Annotated in this window: 7 protein-coding genes; 6 read left to right on the forward strand and 1 reads right to left on the reverse strand. The window is 62.0% G+C overall.

The genetic code is table 11. From position 1 onward, the window contains the following. Nucleotides 1-502, forward strand: a 502-nt coding sequence (gene gspM / locus JFT81_RS00005; protein WP_201225274.1) for a type II secretion system protein GspM, incomplete at its 5' end; no start/stop codon positions are given. Beyond that, nucleotides 499-2,883 (forward strand): type II secretion system secretin GspD, encoded by a 2,385-nt coding sequence (gspD, locus tag JFT81_RS00010; RefSeq protein WP_201225283.1) that lies wholly within the window; start codon nucleotides 499-501, stop codon nucleotides 2,881-2,883. The genes gspM and gspD, both read left to right, overlap by 4 nt. Nucleotides 2,884-4,562: 1,679 nt before the next feature. Here the strand turns inward: gspD and JFT81_RS00015 are convergent. After that, entirely contained in the window at nucleotides 4,563-4,970 is a 408-nt protein-coding gene (locus JFT81_RS00015; RefSeq protein ID WP_201225285.1) for a hypothetical protein, read from the reverse strand. Between the two features lie 452 nt (nucleotides 4,971-5,422). Between JFT81_RS00015 and gspE the strand changes: the two genes are divergently transcribed. The 4 genes from gspE to JFT81_RS00035 all read left to right on the forward strand — a co-directional run bounded on the left by gspE (nucleotide 5,423) and on the right by JFT81_RS00035 (nucleotide 22,338). After that, nucleotides 5,423-6,829 (forward strand): type II secretion system ATPase GspE, encoded by a 1,407-nt coding sequence (gene gspE, locus JFT81_RS00020; protein WP_201225287.1) that lies wholly within the window; start codon nucleotides 5,423-5,425, stop codon nucleotides 6,827-6,829. Further along, nucleotides 6,829-8,040: a type II secretion system inner membrane protein GspF gene (gene gspF, locus JFT81_RS00025; protein WP_201225289.1), complete on the forward strand. Its 1,212-nt coding sequence runs from the start codon at nucleotides 6,829-6,831 to the stop codon at nucleotides 8,038-8,040. The genes gspE and gspF overlap by 1 nt, the downstream gene beginning before the upstream one ends. Before the next feature lie 484 nt (nucleotides 8,041-8,524). Further along, entirely contained in the window at nucleotides 8,525-9,637 is a 1,113-nt protein-coding gene (locus JFT81_RS00030) for a substrate-binding domain-containing protein (protein ID WP_201203142.1), read from the forward strand. 203 nt (nucleotides 9,638-9,840) lie between these two features. Then, the gene (locus JFT81_RS00035) at nucleotides 9,841-22,338 is read left to right on the forward strand and encodes a filamentous haemagglutinin family protein (RefSeq protein ID WP_201225291.1); all 12,498 of its coding nucleotides are present in this window, start codon (nucleotides 9,841-9,843) and stop codon (nucleotides 22,336-22,338) included. The last annotated feature ends 34 nt before the right edge of the window (nucleotides 22,339-22,372 follow it).

Consider the following 22,372-nt stretch of genomic DNA (forward strand, 5'->3'; position numbering starts at 1 on the left):
TAACGCTCAGTTGCTGGCCCGTTGGCAGCCGTTGGCGCTGCGTGAAAAGCGCATGGTCGGCGGCATGGCCATTGCGCTGGTCGGCCTGCTGCTGTGGGTCGCGCTGATCCAGCCGCCGCTGAAGAACATCGCTTATTGGCAAACCGAAACGCCAAAGCTGCGCGCTCAGACCGAAGCGCTGGAGGTGCTGTTGCGTGAAGTCAGCGTGCGCCCGGACGGGCAAAGCGTGGCGCAGTCGCTGGAGCAGACCCTGCAGGCCAGTGGCCTGGCCGGGCACTATCAATTGCAAGCCGGGGAGGCGGGCGCATGGCAGTTGACCTTTGACGCCGCACCGGCCGACGCCGTGCTCGACTGGCTGTTGAGCAACCCGGCACAACTATCTCTGCAAGTGGTCGAGGCCCGTCTGCAACGCGCAGACAACACCTCGACCGAGATCACTGCCGGCACTTTGTCAGGCACCGTTCGCATGGATCAGGCGCAGGGCGCTAAGGAAGCTTCATGAAGAGGTCAGGATCCAAACCGGCACGTCTGGCATTGCCGATGTTGCTGATGGCGTTGAGCGCGTGCAGCAATACCACCACACCACAAAACCAGCCGCCGTTGCTGGTCGACAGTGAGCTGGGCCGGCCGTTGGCCAACACCCAGCGCAGCGGCGATGCGGTGCTCGACCGCGAGCGGGCTCAGGCGCAGGCAAGACCTGCGCCGAAGCAACTGCACAACATCAGCAAGAGTGCGCGCAGCGGCGCGGCGGCGTCGGGCATTGCGTTGCCGAGCAATCCTTTGGGCGATCAACCGGTGACGCTGAATTTTGTCGACGCCGATATTCAAGCGGTGGTGCGGGCACTGTCGCGTTCGACCGGGCAGCAGTTTTTGGTCGACCCTCGGGTGAAGGGCACGTTGACGCTGGTCTCGGAAGGTCAGGTGCCGGCGCGGCAGGCTTACGACATGCTGCTGGCGGCGTTGCGCATGCAGGGTTTCAGTGTGGTCGATGTCGGCGGTGTGGCGCAGGTGGTGCCGGAGGCTGATGCGAAGTTGCTCGGCGGGCCGATTTACAGTGCCGATAAGCCGGCGGGCAACGGCATGCTCACGCGCACGTTTCGTCTGCAATATGAGAACGCGGTGAACCTTATTCCGGTGCTGCGGCCGATCGTGTCGCCGAACAATCCGATCAACGCGTATCCGGGCAATAACACCATCGTCATCACCGATTACGCGGAGAACCTGACCCGCGTGGCGCAGTTGATCGCGAGCATTGATTCGCCGAGTGCGATCGACACCGATGTGGTGCAGATCCAGAACGGCATTGCCGCCGACATTGCGCCGATGGTGGCGGATTTGCTGGATGCGCCGGGCAATGATCCGACGCAGAAAATTGCGGTAATTGGTGATCCGCGTTCCAACACCATCATCATTCGTGCGGGCAGCCCGGAGCGCACGGAGTTGGCGCGAAATCTGATCTACAAACTCGATAACGCGCAGAGCAATCCGAGCAATTTGCATGTGGTTTATCTGCGTAACGCGCAAGCGGCGAAACTGGCGCAGGCGTTGCGTGGTTTGCTCACGGGTGAGAGTGATAGCGGCAGCAGCGACAATGCGCGCTCGGTGCTCAGTGCGATGGGCAGCAACACCAGCGGCTCCAGTGGACAAAGTGGCCAGAGCGGCACGCAAACCAGCGGCACAACTTCGACCACGTCCGGCAGCGGCAGCACTGGTGGTAGTTACGCGCAGGGCAGTGGCGGCAGCACCGGCAGCGGCGGCGCTCAGAGTAGCGAACAGAGCGTCGCCTTCAGCGCTGGCGGTGTGACCATTCAGGCCGACGCCACCACCAACACCTTGCTGATTTCCGCACCGGAGCCGTTGTATCGCAACCTGCGTGAAGTCATCGATCTGCTCGACCAACGCCGTGCACAAGTGGTGATCGAAAGCCTGATCGTCGAGGTTGGCGAGGACGATGCCAGCGAATTCGGCGTGCAATGGCAGACCGGTAATCTGGGCGGCAAAGGTGTGATCGGCGGGGCGAATCTGGGTGGTTCGGGGATCAATCTGAATGGTAAAACCAGCCTCGACGTGTTGCCGCAAGGTTTGAACCTGGGCTACGTCAACGGCACCGTCGACATTCCCGGTATCGGCAAGATCCTCGACCTGAAAGTGCTGGCCCGGGCCCTGAAGAGTAAGGGCGGCACCAATGTGCTGTCGACGCCGAATCTGCTGACCTTGGACAACGAAGCGGCGAGCATTTTTGTGGGTCAGACCATCCCGTTTGTCAGCGGCAGTTATGTGACTGGCGGCGGGGGCACCAGCAATAACCCGTTCCAGACGGTGACCCGTGAAGAGGTCGGTTTGAAGCTCAATGTGCGCCCGCAGATCTCCGAGGGCGGCACGGTGAAGCTCGATATCTATCAGGAAGTCAGCAGCATTGACGAGCGTGCGTCGGCCAGTTCGACGTCGGCGGGGATTGTGACCAACAAGCGGGCGATTGATACCAGCATTCTGCTCGATGACGGCCAGATCATGGTGCTCGGCGGCTTGCTCCAGGACGGTTACAGCCAGAGCAACGATGCAGTGCCGTGGTTGTCGACCATTCCGGGGATCGGCGCGCTGTTTCGCAACGAGCGCCGGGCGATCACCAAGACTAATTTGATGGTGTTTCTGCGCCCGTACATCATTCGCGACAGCGAAGCGGGGCGCAGCATTACGCTGAACCGCTATGACTTCATGCGCCGCGCCCAAGGTGGTTTGCAGCCGGAACGCAGCTGGGCGATGCCGGACATGCAGGCGCCGCAATTGCCGAGTGCTGCGCAGGGTGTGCCGGCGGTGGTGCCATCCTCGGGGCCACGCGCCACGATCAAAGCGGTGCCGATCCAGCCGGGGTCCTCATTATGAAACCGGTTCTGCCTAGGAGTGATACCCCTGTGGCGAGGGGATTTATCCCCGTTGGGCAGCGAAGCAGCCCCAAAACCTGCAACCCCATTTCTCCAGGCATACCGAGCGTTTTGGGTTTACGACTGCTGCGCAGCCGAGCGGGGATAAATCCCCTCGCCACAGGAAATCTCATTGCCACAGCCGGCGGTGGTGCCATCCTCGGGGCCACGCGCCACGATCAAAGCGGTGCCGATCCAGCCGGGGTCCTCATTATGAAACCGGTTCTGCCTAGGAGTGATACCCCTGTGGCGAGGGGATTTATCCCCGTTGGGCAGCGAAGCAGCCCCAAAACCTGCAACCGCATTTCTCCAGGCATACCGAGTGTTTTGGGTTTGCGACTGCTGCGCAGCCGAGCGGGGATAAATCCCCTCGCCACAGGAAATCTCATTGCCACTGCTGACGGCTGCGCAGGGCGGGCCGACGGCGGCGCCATCCTTGGGGCCACGCGCCACGATCAAAGCCGTGCCGATCCAGCCGGGGTCCTCATGATGAAACCGGTTCTGCCTAGGAGTGATACCCCTGTGGCGAGGGGATTTATCCCCGTTGGGCAGCGAAGCAGCCCCAAAACCTGCAACCGCATTTCTGCAGGCATACCGAGTGTTTTGGGTTTACGACTGCTGCGCAGCCGAGCGGGGATAAATCCCCTCGCCACAGGACATCTCATTGCCACTGCCGGCGGTGGTGCCATCCTCGGGGCCACGCGCCACGATCAAAGCGGTGCCGATCCAGCCGGGGGCCTCATTATGAAACCGGTTTTGCATCGGAGTGATACCCCTGTGGCGAGGGGATTTATCCCCGTTGGGCAGCGAAGCAGCCCCCAAACCTGCGACCCCATTTCTCCAGGCATACCGAGTGTTTTGGGTTTGCGACTGCTGCGCAGCCGATCGGGGATAAATCCCCTCGCCACAGGAAATCTCATTGCCACAGCCGGCGGTGGTGCCATCCTCGGGGCCACGCGCCACGATCAAAGCGGTGCCGATCCAGCCGGGGCCCTCATTATGAAACCGGTTCTGCCTAGGAGTGATACCCCTGTGGCGAGGGGATTTATCCCCGTTGGGCAGCGAAGCAGCCCCCAAACCTGCAACCCCATTTCTCCAGGCATATCGAGTGTTTTGGGTTTACGACTGCTGCGCAGCCGAGCGGGGATAAATCCCCTCGCCACAGGACATCTCATTGCCACTGCTGACGGCTGCGCAGGGTGTGCCGGCGGTGCTGCCATCCTCGGGGCCACGCGCCACGATCAAAGCGCTGCCGATCCAGCCGGGATCCTCATGATGAAACCGGTTCTGCATAGGAGTGATACACCAGTGGCGAGGGGATTTATCCCCGTTGGGCAGCGAAGCAGCCCCCAAACCTGCAACCCCATTTCATCAGGCATACCGAGTGTTTTGGGTTTGCGACTGCTGCGCAGCCGAGCGGGGATAAATCCCCTCGCCACAGGAAATCTCATTGCCACAGCCGGCGGTGGTGCCATCCTCGGGGCCACGCGCCAGGATCAAAGCGGTGCCGATCCCCTCATTATGAAACCGGCTCTGCATAGCAGTGATACACCTGTGGCGAGGGGATTTATCCCCGTTGGGCAGCGAAGCAGCCCCAAAACCTGCAACCCCATTTTTCCAGGCATACCGAGTGTTTTGGGTTTACGACTGCTGCGCAGCCGAGCGGGGATAAATCCCCTCGCCACAGGAAATCTTATTGCCACAGCCAGCGGTGGTGCCATCCTCGGGGCCACGCGCCACGATCAAAGCGGTGCCGATCCAGCCGGGGTCCTCATTATGAAACCGGTTTTGCATAGGAGTGATACCCCTGTGGCGAGGGGATTTATCCCCGTTGGGCAGCGAAGCAGCCCCAAAACCTGCAACCGCATTTCTCCAGGCATACCGAGTGTTTTGGGTTTGCGACTGCTGCGCAGCCGAGCGGGGATAAATCCCCTCGCCACAGGAAATCTCATTGCCACTGCCGGCGGTGGTGCCATCTTCGGGGCCACGCGCCACGATCAAAGCGGTGCTGATCCAGCCGGGGGCCTCATTATGAAACCGGTTTTGCATAGCAGTGATACACCTGTGGCGAGGGGATTTATCCCCGTTGGGCAGCGAAGCAGCCCCAAAACCTGCAACCGCATTTCTCCAGGCATACCGAGTGTTTTGGCTTTACGACTGCTGCGCAGCCGAGCGGGGATAAATCCCCTCGCCACAGGAAATCTCATTGCCACAGCCGGCGGTGGTGCCATCCTCGGGGCCACGCGCCAGGATCAAAGCGGTGCCGATCCCCTCATTATGAAACCGGTTCTGCCTAGGAGTGATACCCCTGTGGCGAGGGGATTTATCCCCGTTGGGCAGCGAAGCAGCCCCAAAACCTGCAACCGCATTTCTCCAGGCACACCGAGTGTTTTGGGTTTACGACTGCTGCGCAGCCGAGCGGGGATAAATCCCCTCGCCACAGGAAATCTCATTGCCACAGGAAATCTCATTGCCACAGAGAACTCGGGGGACTTCGAAAGATGAGTGCGCTGCCTTACGCCTGGGCCAAGGCGCAGCGGGTGTTGTTGTGCGATGGGGTGTTGACGGTGTGCCCGTCGACGCCGGGGTGGGCGATCAGTGAGGCGCGGCGTCAGTTCGGTGAGGCGCGGATCGAGCGCGTGCGCGATGACGAACTCGACGGCTTGCTCGCCAGCGCTTACGCCGACACCGGCAGTGCCGCGGCCGTGGTAGGCGCGGCGGAAAACGAAGTCGACCTCGACCGCCTGATGCAAGACATGCCGGAAATCACTGACCTGCTCGACACTCAGGACGGCGCGCCGGTGATTCGCATGATCAACGCATTGCTCACGCAAGCGGCGCGCGATGAAGCGAGCGACATCCACATCGAACCCTTTGAAACCCATTCGGTGGTGCGCTACCGCGTCGACGGCACGCTGCGCGACGTGGTCTCGCCGCGCAAGGCGCTGCACGGTGCGCTGGTGTCGCGGATCAAGATCATGGCGCAACTCGACATCGCCGAAAAACGCCTGCCGCAAGACGGCCGCATTGCCCTGCGCGTGGCCGGGCGGCCGATCGATATCCGCGTTTCCACGGTACCGACCGGGCATGGCGAAAGGGTGGTGATGCGTCTGCTCGACAAACAGGCCGGCCGTCTGCACCTGGAAACGCTAGGCATGGACGCGCAGGTGCTGGCGAAACTCGATCACCTGATCCGCCAGCCCCACGGCATCGTGTTGGTCACCGGGCCGACCGGCAGCGGCAAAACCACCAGCCTCTACGCAGCGCTGGCACGGCTCGATGCGAGCACCAGCAACATCCTCACCGTCGAGGATCCGGTGGAATACGACTTGCCGGGCATCAGCCAGATTCAGGTAAACGCCAAGATCGACATGACCTTCGCGCTGGCGTTACGGGCGATCCTGCGCCAGGACCCGGACATCATCATGATCGGTGAAATTCGCGATCTCGAAACCGCACAAATCGCCGTGCAAGCCTCGCTGACCGGCCACCTGGTGCTGGCGACCTTGCACACCAACGACGCAGTGTCGGCGGTGAACCGCTTGATCGACATGGGCGTCGAGCCGTTTCTGCTGGCCTCGTCGATGCTAGGCGTTTTGGCACAGCGTCTGGTGCGACGCCTGTGCAATCAGTGCAAGCAGGAGGACCCGGCGACACCGGGGACATGGCGCCCGGTCGGGTGCGCGGCTTGCAATCAGACCGGCTACAGCGGCCGCACCGGCATTCATGAATTGTTCTGCATCGACGACGACATCCGCACCCTGATCCACCAAGGGGCAGGGGAGCAGGCCTTGCGCGCATCGGCGGCCAAAGCCGGGATGTTCAGCCTGCGTGAGGACGGTGAACGCTGGATTCGCAGCGGCGCCACCGCCCCTGAAGAAATCCTCCGTGTAACACGGGACGCCTGATGAATCGCTATCGTTTTGAAGCCGCCGACGCGACCGGAAAAATCGAATCCGGGCATCTGGAAGCCGACAGTCAAACCGCTGCGTTCAGTGCCTTACGCGGACGAGGACTGACGGCACTCATGGTGCAAAAGGAAAGCAACGTCGCCCAGCACGGCGGGGGCGGTCTGTTCAGCGCCAAACTCTCGGACAACGATCTGGCCTGGGCCACGCGGCAACTGGCGAGCCTGCTCGGCGCCAGTCTGCCGCTGGAAGCGGCGCTGAGCGCGACTGTCGAACAGGCGGAAAAAAAGCACATCGCCCACACCTTAAGCGCCGTGCGTGCCGATGTGCGCAGTGGCATGCGTCTGGCGGAATCGCTGGCGTCGCGACCCCGGGATTTTCCCGAGATCTACCGTGCGTTGATTGCGGCCGGTGAAGAATCCGGCGATCTGGCGCAGGTGATGGAGCGACTCGCCGATTACATCGAGGAGCGCAACAATCTGCGCGGCAAGATTCTCACCGCGTTTATCTATCCGGGTGTGGTCGGGCTGGTGTCGATCGGCATCGTGATTTTCCTGCTCAGCTATGTGGTGCCGCAGGTGGTCAGCGCGTTTTCCCAGGCACGACAGGATCTGCCGGGGCTGACGCTGGCGATGCTCAATGCCAGTGATTTCATCCGCAGCTGGGGTTGGTTATGCGCCGCGTTAATGACCGGGGCGTTCTGGAGCTGGCGCCTGTATCTGCGCAATCCGGCGGCGCGGTTGAGTTGGCATCACCGGGTGCTGAAGCTGCCATTGTTCGGGCGTTTTATCCTCGGCCTGAACACTGCCCGTTTCGCCTCGACGCTGGCGATTCTCGGCGGCGCCGGGGTGCCGTTATTGCGCGCACTGGAGGCGGCGCGGCAGACCTTGTCCAACGACCGCTTGAGCCTGAGCGTCACTGAGGCCACGGCCAAGGTGCGTGAGGGTGTGAACCTGGCGGCAGCGTTGCGCGTGGAAAACGTCTTCCCGCCGGTGCTGATTCACCTGATCGCCAGTGGCGAAAAAACCGGGTCGTTACCGCCGATGCTGGAGCGCGCAGCGCAAACCCTGTCCCGCGATATCGAACGGCGGGCGATGGGCATGACGGCATTGCTTGAGCCGCTGATGATTGTGGTGATGGGTGGGGTGGTGCTGGTGATTGTGATGGCGGTGTTGTTACCGATCATTGAGATCAATCAGTTGGTGCAGTAGCAGATTTTGATGGTGTCTGATTGGGCCTCATCGCTGGCAAGCCAGCTCCCACAGGTATTGGGTTGATCACAAAATCTGGACACAACCAAAACCCTGTGGGAGCTGGCTTGCCAGCGATGAGGCCAGTCAGAGCAACAAATAATCCAATCTTTTTTCAGGGGCTTCAGCATCACCCGACCCCTGATCAAGCCATCCTCGGGTTCTCCTTTCTGTCATCTGCAACCACCCGCCAACGCCTCTAGCCCGATTCAGCCAAACCCTCGATCCAGACGCTGCGCAGCAGCCGACAAACACCCGAGAAAATCCCTTCAGAAACACCCCGCACCTCCCGAGGTTTTTTCCTTTATCTGTCACCGGAAACTGCGAATTTCTCAGTGCGACTTAACCAAGGCCAACGCTAGCGAGGGCCAGTTGAGTCCTCCCAGTGTCATGCAAGCCATCCGAAACCCTGTGTTCCCAAAACCAGTTGAAAAGGAGATTCTTCATGTTCAAGCGCACTCTGATCGCAGCTTCCCTGACCGTTGCCGCTCTGGCTTCCGCTCAAGCCATGGCCGTTACCGGTGGTGGTGCAACTCTGCCTGCCGCTCTGTACAAAGGTTCTGCCGACAGCATCCTGCCAGCCAACTTCTCCTACGCTGCCATCGGTAGCGGCGGTGGCAAGACTGCCTTCCTGACCAACAATCCAGCCGGCTTCAGCACCACCGGCACAGTGCACTTCGCGGGTAGCGACTCGATCCTCAGCGCTGCGGAACTCAACACCTACACCACCACTTACGGCGCTTCGTACGGCCCGCTGATTCAACTGCCTTCGGTGGCCACTTCGGTTGCCATTCCGTACAAGAAAGCCGGTCAGACTGCACTGAACCTGACCAGCGCTCAGCTGTGCGATGCCTTCTCCGGCGCTAAAACCACTTGGGGTCAGTTGCTTGGCACTGCCGACACCACCCCGATCCGCGTTGTTTATCGCAACGTTTCCAGCGGCACTTCGGAAATCCTCAGCCGTCACTTGAACTCGGTCTGCCCGACCCAGTTTGCTACCAACTCCACCTTCACCAACGCTCGTCTGCCAGCCGGTTCGGCACTGCCGTCGAACTGGGTCGGCGTCGCCAACACTTCCGAAGTCGCCACTACCGTGAACGCTGTTGACGGTTCTATCGGTTATGTCGGTCCGGACGGTGTTGACGCCACCAGCAACGCGGTGGTTGCTCGCGTAAACGGTGTTCAGCCAACCTCGCCAAACGTGACACTGGCGCTGTCTTCGGTTGCTCCTCCGTCGTCTGCAACCGACGCAGCCGATCCGTCGAAATGGTCACCAGTGGTGGCTAACCCGACTTCCGGTTACAAACTGGCTGCCTACACCAACTTCATCTTCGGCCAGTGCTACAAGGATGCAGCCGTGGCCGCTGACGTCAAAGCCTTCCTGACCACCCACTACAGCAACCCGGGCAACAACACCGCGACTCAGGCGCACAAATTCGTTGCTGTACCTACCGCCTGGAAAACCGCTGTAACCGCCAACTTCATCACCAACACCTCGGGCAACAACCTGAACATCAACAACACCACCGTGTGCAACACCATCGGTCGTCCTTTGTAAGCTCAGGCTGTCGTAACAAAAGTGGCGGCAACCTTCGGGTTGCCGTCATTTTTTTTTGCCCGACTACTCCTCGAACATGAAGTTTGTGTGACATCCGTTCGGTCGCGGCCTTCGCCAACAGCCTATGTCGTAACAGCAGGTTTTTGCAGGCCTGCGGCATCTTTGGCAACCAAAGTGTGGCAATCAAAAAGGATCTCGTAGTGATGCTCGCTCGCCCATCCCGTCGTCGTACCCATGTTCTGTCCTCCAAGCGTGAAGCCATGGAGCCGACGCTGTGGCTGCTCAAGCCGTTGGCTCACGCCGTGGCGTTGTGTCTGGTGGCGGGCAGTGCGCAGGCGCAGACGGCGTTCAGTTCGAGCTGGTTTGCCGCCAAGGGCGCCGCGCAGCAAGCTGCAGCAGCACGGCCGAGCGTGGGCGGATTACCGGGGATGACGCCGCCGCTGGCTCAACAACAGAAGGCCAATCAGCAGTTGCAGCGCTCGATCCAGACGTTGAACAACACCGTTGCCGCGATTGCCGCACAACAAGCGGCGCAGGCGGCCGGACGTGCTGCCGCGTTGGGCACGGTGCAGTTTGTGCCGGACGGTTTGGGCGAGGGTGGTTTGAAGGTCGATAACAGCCTGGCTCAGGGTTGGCAGAACGCCAAGGGTCCGCAACAGACCCAGGCTGATGGCAAGACCACGGTGAAGATCGAGCAGACCGCCGACAAGGCAATTCTCAACTGGGAAACCTTCAACGTCGGGCGCAACACCACGGTCGAGTTCGCCCAGCAGTCGAACTGGGCGGTGCTTAACCGGGTCAATGACCCGAGCGCGCGGGCCAGTCAGATTCAGGGCCAGATCAAGGGCGACGGCACGGTGATGCTGATCAACCGCAACGGCATCGTGTTCAGCGGCAGCAGTCAGGTCAACGTGCGCAATCTGGTGGCGGCAGCGGCGAATATCACCGATATCCAGTTCCGCGACCGTGGTCTGTACTTCGACAGCACCGGCACGCAGCCAACGTTCACCGATGCCGCCGGCAAGGTATTGGTGGAACGCGGAGCGTCGATTGAAACCCACAAACCGGCGACTTCAACCGATGCTGGCGGCTACGCCTTGCTGCTCGGCAATGAAGTACAGAACGACGGCAGCATCAATACCGCCAAGGGCCAGACCGTGCTGGCTGCCGGTGACCGTTTCTACATTCGCAAAGGTTCGGGCACCGAGAGTAATGCGCTGTCCACCACCTTCGGTAACGAAGTCATTCCCGGTTTCAAGGCCGGCGCCGTGGCAGGCAAGGTCACCAACAACGGTTTGATCCAGTCCGCCACCGGCGACATCACCCTGACCGGTCATGAAGTGGTGCAGAACGGTGTGTTGCTCGCGAGCACGTCGGTGGCCACGCGCGGCACGATTCACCTGACCAACCCGAGTACCGACAGCAACGGCAGCGTCACGCTGGGGCAGGGCAGCGCCACGGCCATCATGCTCGACAGCAGTGATCTCAGCGCCCTCGACAGCCAGCGCGACGCGAGCCTGACCAATGTCAGCGCGAACAACCGGATCCGTGGCGACCAGTCACGCATCGAGCTGCAGAGCGGCGGCACGGTCGAGTTCCAGAGCGGCTCGATCACCTTGGCCACTGGCGGCCAGGTGGCAGTCAGTGCACAACGCCGCAGCGTGGTGCGTGACGGCGCGATGATCGATGTGTCCGGTGCCCCCGGCGTCAAAGTGGCGATGGAAAACAACAACATCAAGATCAACGTGCAAGGCAACGAGCAGCGCGATGCCTCTGTGAACCGCGAGAAAGGCGCGCTCAACAGCAATGACATCTGGGTCGATGTGCGCGAGCTGGTGTACGTGCCGGCAGGCACCAACGGTTATGCCACCGATCGCTGGTACACGGCAGGCGGTTTGCTCGAAGTTGGCGGTTATCTCGGCACGCAAGGCCATAGCGTTGGCGAGTGGATGGCCCAGGGCGGCACGGTGAGTTTTGCCGGCAACGATGTGGTCACGGAAAAAGGGTCGCTGATCAATCTGTCCGGCGGCACGCTGGATGTGCAGAGCGGCGAGATTCGGCAGAGCTGGCTGCGCGGTGCGGATGGCAAACTTTACGAAGTCTCGCGCGCGCCGGGCGATCTGCTCTATACCGGGCTGTACAAAGGCTATGAGGACAACAGCGAACGCTGGGGCCAGACCAGTTACTTCTACAACCCGTTGATCGCGCCGCGCTCACGCTTCGAGTCGGGTTACACCGTCGGCCGTGACGCCGGGCAGTTGGTGGTCGCCACGGCCAACGCCGTGCTCGACGGGCAGATGATTGGCGAGGTGTACCAGGGCGAGCGGCAGAATCAGGCACCGAAACCGGTGCTCGATGGCTATGAACAGAGCCAGACCGCACTGGCGCGCCGCGCACAGTTGATCGTCGGCAGTTATGACCCGACCTGGGTCGCCGCCGCAAGCGGCCTGTTGTACACGCTGAACCCGACGCTGGAGCAGGTGCAAATTGGCGGCGAACGTCCGCTTGCTGGCAGTGATCTGGACCTGACCGGTGCGGTGTCCGATGCGCGCAAGGGCAAGTTGTATCTCGATAACGATCAACTCAATGGCTTCCGGCTCGGTGCGCTCAAGGTCGCGGCCAGAGATCAGGTTATTGTTGACGGTGCGCTGACGGTCGATAGCGGTGGCGACATCACCCTGTACTCCCCGGACGTGCAGATCGGCGCCGACCTGACCGCGCGTGGCGGTAGCCTGCGCCTGGGCAACGTGTTGAATCAGTTCCTCAGTAGCGACACCGCTGACACTCGGCTCACGGCGAAGGCCGATAAGGCGACGCAGGTAAAAGTGGCCGACGGTGTGCGACTTGATAAGCGTGGCGTGTGGAGCAACCTGCGCACCAACCCGGACGACGGCGCCAGTCTTGCGTACTTGAATGGCGGTCTGCTGTCGATCCGCAGCAGTGGTGATATCGATATCGGCGCGGGCAGTCTGCTCGATGTTTCCTCCGGCGGCGCTTTGCTGGCCAACGGCAAGACCCGTGGCGGCAAGGGTGGTGACTTGACGCTGGAATCCAGTGCGATTTCGGCGCCCGGTAAAACCCGACTCGATCTTGCGGGTGAACTGCGTGGCTACGGTGTCACGGGCGGCGGCACGCTGACGGTGCAGGCCAACAAGATCCTCGTTGGCCAGACCGACCAGGCATTGGCCGACAACACCCTGCAACTGTCCGGTGATCTGTTCAGCAAGGGCTTTTCCGCTTACAACCTGATCGGACTGAGCGGGCTGGATGTTGCCGAAGGCACCGCGATTGACATCACCCTGCCGGTGTACCGATTTGGTGATGCCGCGCCGATTCAGGTCAGTGCTGTCGACCCACGGGCGGCGCTCGAGTTGTGGACGCCGACGCTGTTCCAGGAAAACCCGACCAAGGGCCTGCTGACCCAACGCGCCGGCGCCAGCCTGACGTTGCAGGGCGGCGCCAGCCTGATCGGTTTGATCGATGCCGCCAATAGCACGTTGACCCTGGGCCGTGGTTCGCGCATCAGTGTTGATCCGGGGCAGAGCATCAAGCTGCGCGGTGCTGGGCAGATCACCGTCGAAGGTGAACTGAATGCCTGGGGCGGGACGATTGATATTCGTCAGCAACAGTTCGGCTCGATCAACCCGGGCACCTCCAATCAAGTGGCGGATCCGAATACGCACAACCGTTCGATCTGGATCGGCGAGCAGGCCGTACTGGATGTCGCCGGACGCGCCAATACGGCCATTGATGCCCTGGGGCGCACGTACGGTCAGGTCGGCAAGGGCGGCAGCATTATCATCGGTGGCGAAATAGACGCGAAACTGGCGACGGCCACAGCGGCCGATGCCTATGTCATCGTTCGTCAGGGGGCTCGACTCGATGCGTCGGGCAGCGAAGCTGTTGTCGATATCGCCGGTCAGGGGCCGACCCGCGTTGCAACGGATGGCGGGCGCATCAGCTTGAGTTCCTATAACGGCGTGTTCGCGGAGGGCAGCTTGCGTGCGGCGGCCGGAGGTGTCGGCGCTGCCGGTGGGCGTCTGGAGCTGGCGCTTGAGGCCCCTTTGTACATGGACTCGGCAAGCAACGCGGTGCGCGCGCCGAGGGAAGCCATTATCGGCCAGGGCCCGGGGGACACTCGGCTGTCCGCCACTCTGCGACCGGGCGAGGGCGCCGACAGTTTGCGTTACGGCCAGACGCGCCTGAGTGCGGATGAGTTGACGGCCGGCGGTTTCGACAACCTGAGCCTGCTGAGCAACGGCTTGCTGTCGTTTGACGGTGACGTCAATCTGCACATGAACCAGAGCCTCAATCTGTATGCCGGGGCGCTCTCGCTGGCAGAAAATTCCAGTGATGTAGCACGTATCGATTTGCGCGCGCCGTACCTGCGCCTGTCCGGTGTCGGTACTTATTTCGATGCCGTCACCATGACGCGGCCACGGGTGACCCTCAACCCCACGAACCGATTGTCGCAGGCCACGTTCAATGCATCGGCGAACCTGCTGGATGTGGGTAACGGGCTGTCGTTCGGTACGCAGGGTGCGATCTTGCAACAGCAAGGGCCTGCCGTTGCATACAGTCGCCGGGCATTCGGCTTGGTGTCGCTCGACAGCAGCGGTGACCTGCGTTTTCTCGCGCCCAATGACCGTGCCGAAAGAACCCGGCTGTGGACTCCGGGTGACTTGAATCTCGGTGCGGCGCAAATCTACCCGGCCACGGGCGTCCAGGCCGAAGTGCGCGCCGGCTATCAGGGCGCCGATCGGGCGAACGAACACACCCTGCGGATCAGCGGGCGCCGCACGGCACCTGCGGCGGTGCCTTACTCGGTATTCGGCAGTTTGAACCTGACCGCGGGCACCATTGAGCAGGGCGGGGTCATCCGTGCACCGTTGGGCCTGATCACCCTGGGTGACGATGTCCTGACCACCACACATGAGGTGCGCATGTTGCCGGGCAGCGTGACGTCGGTCAGCGCCGCCGGGTTACTCATGCCTTACGGCGGTACCACCGATGACATCGACTATCGCTACAACGACAAGTCTGTCGTCTTGAATGGCATCACCGGCGACACCAATGGCGTGGTCGTCAACTCGCAATACATCGATGTACAAAGTGGTGCGACCCTTGATCTGTCCGGTGGCGGTGACCTTCGCGGTGCCGGTTTCGTGTCCGGGCGTGGCGGCTCCACCGATGCCCGTCTCAATCCGTTGGTACGCAACGCCGCCGACGGCACCTTCAGCTTGCCAGGGCTAGCGAGCAATCCGGTCTACGCCATCGTGCCGGGCAATCAGAGCGTTTATGCGCCGGTGGTGGCAGGGGCCGCTGCAGTGGATCCGCGTGTCGGCCAGCAGATCACCCTTGGCACGGGCGTGCCCGGGCTGGCCGCAGGCACCTACACCTTGTTGCCCTCCAGCTTTGCCCTGTTGCCGGGGGCGTTTCGCGTTGAAGTCAACGGTCAGGCGACCCCGAGCGGCACGACGCGCGCGCTGCAACTGCGCAATGGCTCCTGGACCAGCAGCGGGCAGATGTCGATTGCCAATACCGGTTTGCGTGACAGCCTCGCCAGCCAGGTGATTCTGACCTCTGCCGATGTGTTGCGCCGCTACTCGCAATACAACGAAACCAGCCTGGCCCAATTCATTTACAGCGATGCCGCACGTCGGGGCGTGCCGCGTGCGCTGGCACCCATGGATGGCAAGACGCTGGATTTGCGTCTGAACGCCGGTGGCGAACAAGACATTGCTTTGCTGTTCAACGGGCAGGCGTTGTTCAAGGCCGCCGAGGGAGGCTCGATCGGCACCGCTGTGCTGCGCGGGGGCAATGCCGGCGCGAACTTTGAAATCCTCGGCGCAGGGCATACGCCAAACCCTGACTTCAATGGCGTGTCGGTCTACGCCGACACGCTCAACAATCTCAATGCCGGACGTCTGAGCATCGGTGCGATGCCGAGGGTCCAGTACAACAACGCGGCCAACATCATTGATTTCGTTGGCACCAGCCAAGACATTGTTTTGCGTGAAGGGGCGATCCTGTCCGCACCGGAAGTGCTCTTGCGCACCACCTCGACTCTTGGTGGCATCACGGTCGAGGCGGGGGCGGGAATCAACACACTGGGACGGGGCGATGTGGCCTACGACTCAACGGCGGGCTTTTTCTATCAGCCTGACCAATCCAGCCTGTTGCTCGCTTCCAACGGCTGGACCCACGTTCTGGCGCCGAAAGCGGCCAGCGGCATTTCCGGCGGCGGCAGCATCCGCATTGGTGTCTGCACAACGGCTGTGTGCAGCAATCCGGCAATCCTTTATTCGAATGGCAGTCTGACGGCCGCCACGGATAATCAATTCGAACTCGACGAAGCGGTGCGCTTCGGCACGCGTCAGCTCGCGCTTTCGGTCGGCTCGGTCAACGCCGGCAGTGCCGAGGCGCTGGCAGCGGCAGGCAGTCGCGTACCGGCGGGGTTGATGCTGAACCAGAACGTGCTCAATCGACTGTTGCGGGGCGATACGCAGTACGGCGCACCGGCGCTGGAAACCTTAAGCCTGACCACTCGCGATGCTTTCAATTTCTACGGCAGCGTGAGCCTCGACACCCTCGATCCGCAGACTGGCCAGAGCAAACTGCAGAATCTGCTGCTGGTCACCCCGGCGATTTATGGCTCGGGCGATGCCAGTGATGTGGCGAGCATCCGCACCGCCAATTTGATCTGGAACGGCGCCACGCAAAGTCCTGGCGGCGTGATCACCGCTGGCGCCGGTACGGGCAGCGGCACGCTGGACATTCAGGCGCAACGCATCGAGTTGGGTTTCGGCCCGATGCCGCAGGCGAGCGGCCTGGATCAGAACAATCGTTTGGCGCTGGGTTTTGCCAACGTCAACCTGACGGCCAGCGACCGCATCACCGCCAACCACAAAGGCAACCTGGCGGTGTATCAGGAGCAGGGCGCTTACGATCCGCTCAAGGGTTACAGCTACAGCGGCGGCAACCTGAATCTGCGTACGCCGTTGCTCACCGGTGAAGCGGCGTCGGTGAGTGTGCTCAAGGCTGGCAACAATCTGACGCTCAGCGGTGGCGGGGCTGCAGGGGCGGCGGACGCCCTGGGTGCCGAGTTGAACCTTGAGGCTCGCAACATCGTGCTCGATAGCCGTATCACCCTGGCCAGCGGCAAGCTGACGGTCAAGTCAGAAGGCGATTTGACCCTGGGCAGCGCTGCGGTGCTGGACATGGCCGGGCGTACGCTGCCGTTCAACGATGTGAACAAATACAGCTGGGGCGGCGACGTGTCGCTGTACAGCGCCAACGGCAACATCCGTCAAGCGGCGGGCTCGCGGATTGACCTGTCGGCGAAGAGCAATCAGGCCGGTAACCTCAGCGCCATTGCGTTGGCCGACGCGGCCGGAACCGTCGATTTGCAGGGTGAAATCCTCGGCGGCAGCAGCGGTTATTACGATGCCGGCGGCACGCTGGTGCCATACAAGGCCGGGGGCGTGGACATTCGCGCGCAAAATCTGGGCGCAGATGCCACCGCGCAGTTCGCCGCGCTTAATCAGCGCCTGAACGCCGGACAGGTGTTCGGCAGCCGCAGCTTGCAGCTCAAGCAAGGCAATCTTGTGATCGGCGATGGCCTCAAGGCCGGTGACATCAATGTCTCGGTGGACAACGGCAGCCTGACCGTGACCGGTTTGGTCGATGCCAGTGGCGAGCGCGTCGGCAACATTCGTCTGTCGGCAAAAAACGCTCTGGCGCTGGCCGGCAACAGCGTGCTCGACGCTCATGGTCGAGTCCTGCGCGTCGACAGCTACGGCAAGATCATCGATGCGCCGAACCGCGCCACGGTGGAACTCAATTCCGGTGAGGGTGTACTCACGCTGGCGTCCGGCGCGCGGATCGACCTGCGTCACGGCACCGATGCGGTGCCCGGTTTCCTTGCCGGGCAACACGATGGAATGCTGCGCGGCACGCTGGAGCTGAACGCGCCGCGTCTGGGCAGCAATGACATCGCCATCGACGCCAGCGGTGCGTTGACCATTCAGGGCGCTCGCTCCATTGGCCTCAACGGTACACGCCGCTACACCGATGCCCGTGATGGCGTCGATCAAGCGGTCAGTGGCCGACCGTATCAAGTGATCGATCAAGCCATGCTCGAGCGCATTCACGGTGACAGCAACACCTTTATCAACGCCGCGCTGGGCAACAGCGATCTACTACAACGCAAACTCGCCGGGCTGAACAACGCCACTTACGCCGACGCGTTCCATCTGCGCCCGGGTGTGGAAATCGCCAGCAAGACGGCTGACGGCGACCTGGTGGTGGAGGGCGATCTGGACTTGTCCGGTTATCGCTATGCCAGCCTCAATCCGCACACGCGCTTGAACCCGTCGGTGTATGGCTCTGGTGAGGCCGGTAGCCTGGTCATCCGCGCCGGTGGCAACCTCGATATTTACGGCAGCATCAACGACGGTTTCGCGCCGCCGCCGGAAACTCAGGATGATGCCGGCTGGAAATTGATTGCCGGTGTGCAGCCGTTCGGTGGTGATCTGATCGTGCCGGGCAGCGGTGTTTCGCTGGCTGAAGGGACACAGTTCCCGGTCGGCGTCACGCTCAATTACGACGTGACAATTCAGGGCGCGGTGTTGGCCAGCGGCACGTTGCTGCCGATTCAGGCAGTGTTGGCAGAGGCGTATACCTTTAGCGCCGGCACGGTGTTGGCCGGGGCCATCCATGATGCCAATGGCAACCTGGTGTACGCGGCGGGAACGTTGCTCGGTGACAGTGTGACGGTGCCGGCCAACAGCCGTTTGGGTGCCGGTATCCGTCTGAACAAGGCGACGAGCCTGCAAGCCATGAACTGGCCCAAAGGCGTGCCGTTGCCGGGGGTTTACAACGCCGACCTGCAAAGCGTTTCCGGGGTCAGGCTGAGTGGTTCGCTGGCGTTGCTGCGCGGATCGCTGATTCCTTCCATGACCGACGTGAAACTGGCCGACGGCACTTCACTGATCGAACTGCGGCCGTTCACTGGCGACCAGCAAGGCAAGAACTGGGCGGTGGCCAGCATGCTGCCGGCGGGCAGTGCGTCGTGGTCGATGCGCGTGGTGGCGGGGGCGGATCTTGGTGCTGCCGACAGTCGTACGGTGAGACCGCTGACCCCTGAGGGCAATCTGCGGCTGGCGGATGCTCACTACGGCGTTAAGGTGACGACGTCTGCGGGGAGGCTGGTCTGGGCTGCCGGTAACCAATACGGCTTTCCAGAGTTTGAGCCTGTTTCCGACGATTTTCTTGTCCTGTGCGATATAGAACCGGGTGACTGCGCGCCAATGGCTCGTTGGGTCTGGGCGCCAGGCAGCGGAATGGGCGCCGATTATGAGCCGGTCCCTGACGACTTTCTGGTGCTTTGTGACATCTATCCGGACCTGTGCATCGGCAATAATCCTGGAAAAACTGCCAAGGCCCATACGCAGATGTTCAGCGTCCTGCGCACCGGTACCGGCGATCTCGACCTGATCGCCGCTGGCAACTTGAGCATGGACTCGCCGTTCGGCGTATATACCGCAGGCACCCAGTCAGCCAACGTTGATCCGCTCTACAACCAGAAACGCGGGCATCTCTCGGACAGCAATTCGGTGCTGGGCACGGCGGGTGCTGACTATGAGAAATGGGTCAACGGTGGCGCGGACAGCTTGTATCAAGCCTGGTATCCGCAGATGGGCGGCAACCTGACGATCAACGCCGGGGGCTCGGTTTCCGCCGATTCAGTAGGCAAGAAGGAGCTATTGTCGGGTGGCGGTTTCCGCGAGCAGATTGCCAGCGCGTCAGTGGGTAATTGGCTGTGGCGCCAAGGCACCGGCAACCCGGATGTGCCCACAGCCTGGTGGATCAACTTCGGCAGTTACGCCACTCAGTTGATGACATCCGAGGGCAATACCGAACCGTACCTGGTGGGCTTCACCGGTTTCGGCACCTTGGGCGGCGGTAATATCAGCCTGCGTGCCGGAGGTGACGCCGGTATGCTCAAACCGTTGGGCGATGCCGTCAATTATCCGCGCAGCCAAGGCCTCATCGTTGCCGTGGGCAGCACGGGTCGTGTCGCCAGCGATGGCAGCGTGCAGATGACCGGCGGCGGTGATATGGACATTCGCATCGGCGGCGCACTCAACCCATCGCTGCAAGCGCGGGCCGGGGATAACGGGACTCAGCCGCCGAGGCACGACCTGCAAGGCGCGCTGATCAATTTGCGCGGGACGGCGCAATTGACGGGCGGGGCGCTGGGCGGCATCAATCTGCAATACGGTGCCATTTCACAGTCGCATGATGTCCGTGAAACCCGACCGCTGGATCCTTTCACCTCGACCGCCAGCAACGCTTCCGGTGGTCTGGTGCTGATTCCTGGTGACTCGGGCATGAGCCTCAGCACCCGGGGCGACCTGGTGTTGGGCGGTGCGGCTGACCCCGGTCGGGTGCGTCTGTTCAATGCCTCGCCACTGTTCGATAACAGCGGCAATATTGGTACCGGCGGCATCCTGAGCGGCTTCTCGCTGTGGACCGATCACACAGCCATCGATCTGTTTTCTGCCGGAGGCAATCTCACACCCAGTACTCAGCTGGCGGAGGTTGCAGGGAATCTTACCCCTGTGAGAGGCGCCAATTCCTCGCCCACCGACGGCCGTTTTGTCTATCCGTCGATTCTTCGGGCTGTGGCGGCTCAAGGGTCAATTTATGCCGGTCCGTCGGCGGCATACGGCAAAGGCAACTTCGCGCCGAAAACTGCGTATTCGCTGTTGTTGGCACCTTCGACAGTAGGACAACTCGAGCTGCTGGCCGGCGATTCCATTTATGCCGGCGGCTACGCGATCAATCAATCGGGCGCCAGCCCATTGGCCATCACCACGCCTATCAAACCGGCATTCCAGGCTTTCGCCAGCACTAGCGCCGGGACGCCCCTCACTAGCAACTACGGCAGCGACGGTGTTAAACCTGAGGCTAATTCGCGTTATCCGTTGTTCGCCTTTGGTCCCAACAGCTATTCCGGATTGAATGACGTGCAGGGGCCGGCACGGTTCTACGCCTTGACCGGCGATCTCGTGGGGATACGCAGTGGCGAAACATTGAGTTTCGGCGTGTCGAAACGTACCTGGTATGAAGCGGCAGGCCCGGTCTGGATGATCGCCGGGCGCGACATCGTGGCGTCAGGGACCAACCTGGGCCAACCGACAATCGTACAGCCTGAAGAAATGGGCGTTGGTCGGGAGAATGTCACCTCAAGCGGCAACCTTTTCGTGCATAACGACCCGCGAGACGTATCGCGGGTGTCGGCAGGCCGCGACATTCTTTACAGCAGCTTCGATATTGCCGGGCCGGGCGTCCTCGATATCAATGCCGGGCGCAATATCCTGATGGAGGACCGCGCCAGCATCACCAGCCTTGGCTCGTTGGTGGCCGGCGATAAACAACCGGGCGCCAGCGTGGTATTGCAGGCGGGTGTGGGTGCGCAAGGGCCGGATTACTCCCGGTTCATTGCTCGCTATCTGAATGCGCAAAATCTTGCCAACGCGCAGACGTCGTTGAGCGCGCAACCGGGCAAAGTGGTCAAGACCTACCTCGACGAGCTGCAGAGCTGGCTGACCTTGGGCTACGGCTTCAGCGGTAACGCCGAACAGGCGCAAGCGTTCTACGCCGCGTTGCCAAGTACCGAGCAGGCGATTTTCGCCCGTCAGGTGTACTTCGCCGAACTGCGAGCCGGTGGCCTGGAATACAACGATGTCGATGGCCCGCGCAAAGGCAGTTATTTGCGCGGTCGCAACGCCATTGCCGCGCTGTTCCCGACCACCGATGTGGCCGGCAATCCGATCCGTTATGACGGCGACATCACTCTTTATGGCGGAGCAGGGGTCAAGACGTTGTTCGGCGGCGATATCCAGATGCTCACGCCCGGCGGTGGTCAGGTGTTCGGCATCGAAGGTGCGGCGCCACCGTCGACGGCGGGGATCATCACCCAAGGTTCGGGCAACATTCAGCTCTACTCCGAGGGCAGCATCCTGCTCGGGCAGAGCCGGATCATGACCACGTTTGGTGGCTCGATCCTCGGCTGGTCCGCCGAGGGCGACATCAACGCCGGTCGCGGTTCGAAAACCACGGTGGTCTATACCCCGCCGAAACGCGTGTACGACACCTGGGGCAACGTGACCCTGTCGCCATCGGTGCCGAGCACCGGCGCCGGTATCGCCACGCTCAACCCGATTGCCGAAGTGGCACCGGGGGACATCGACCTGATCGCGCCGCTGGGCACCATCGATGCGGGCGAGGCGGGGATTCGCGTGTCGGGCAACGTCAACATCGCAGCACTGACGGTGGTCAACGCCGCCAACATCTCGGTGCAGGGCAAGGCAACCGGCGTGCCGGTGGTCTCGGCGGTGAATACCGGGGCGATCACCTCGGCCAGCTCCGCCGCGTCGTCGGCGACCCAGGCGGCAGAAGACGTCGCCCGTCAGCAACAAGCGGCGTCGCGGCAGAATCAGGCCTCGGTCTTCACCGTGCAGGTGCTGAGCTTCGGCAACGAACAACTGGCCCCGACCCGCGATGGCGCCAGCCGCGCACCAGCCCCGGGGTACAACCCGAACAGCCCGGTGCAAGTGTTGGGGGCAGGGGCGCTGGATGAACAGGCGAAGCAGCAGTTGACCGAGGAGGAACGCGGGCAACTGACGCTGTAAAAGACTCTCGTGTAGTACGTTTGGGCGGCCGTTT

Origin of the sequence: Pseudomonas sp. TH43 (assembly GCF_016650635.1) — a bacterium.
In the GTDB taxonomy this organism is placed as follows: Bacteria; Pseudomonadota; Gammaproteobacteria; order Pseudomonadales; family Pseudomonadaceae; genus Aquipseudomonas.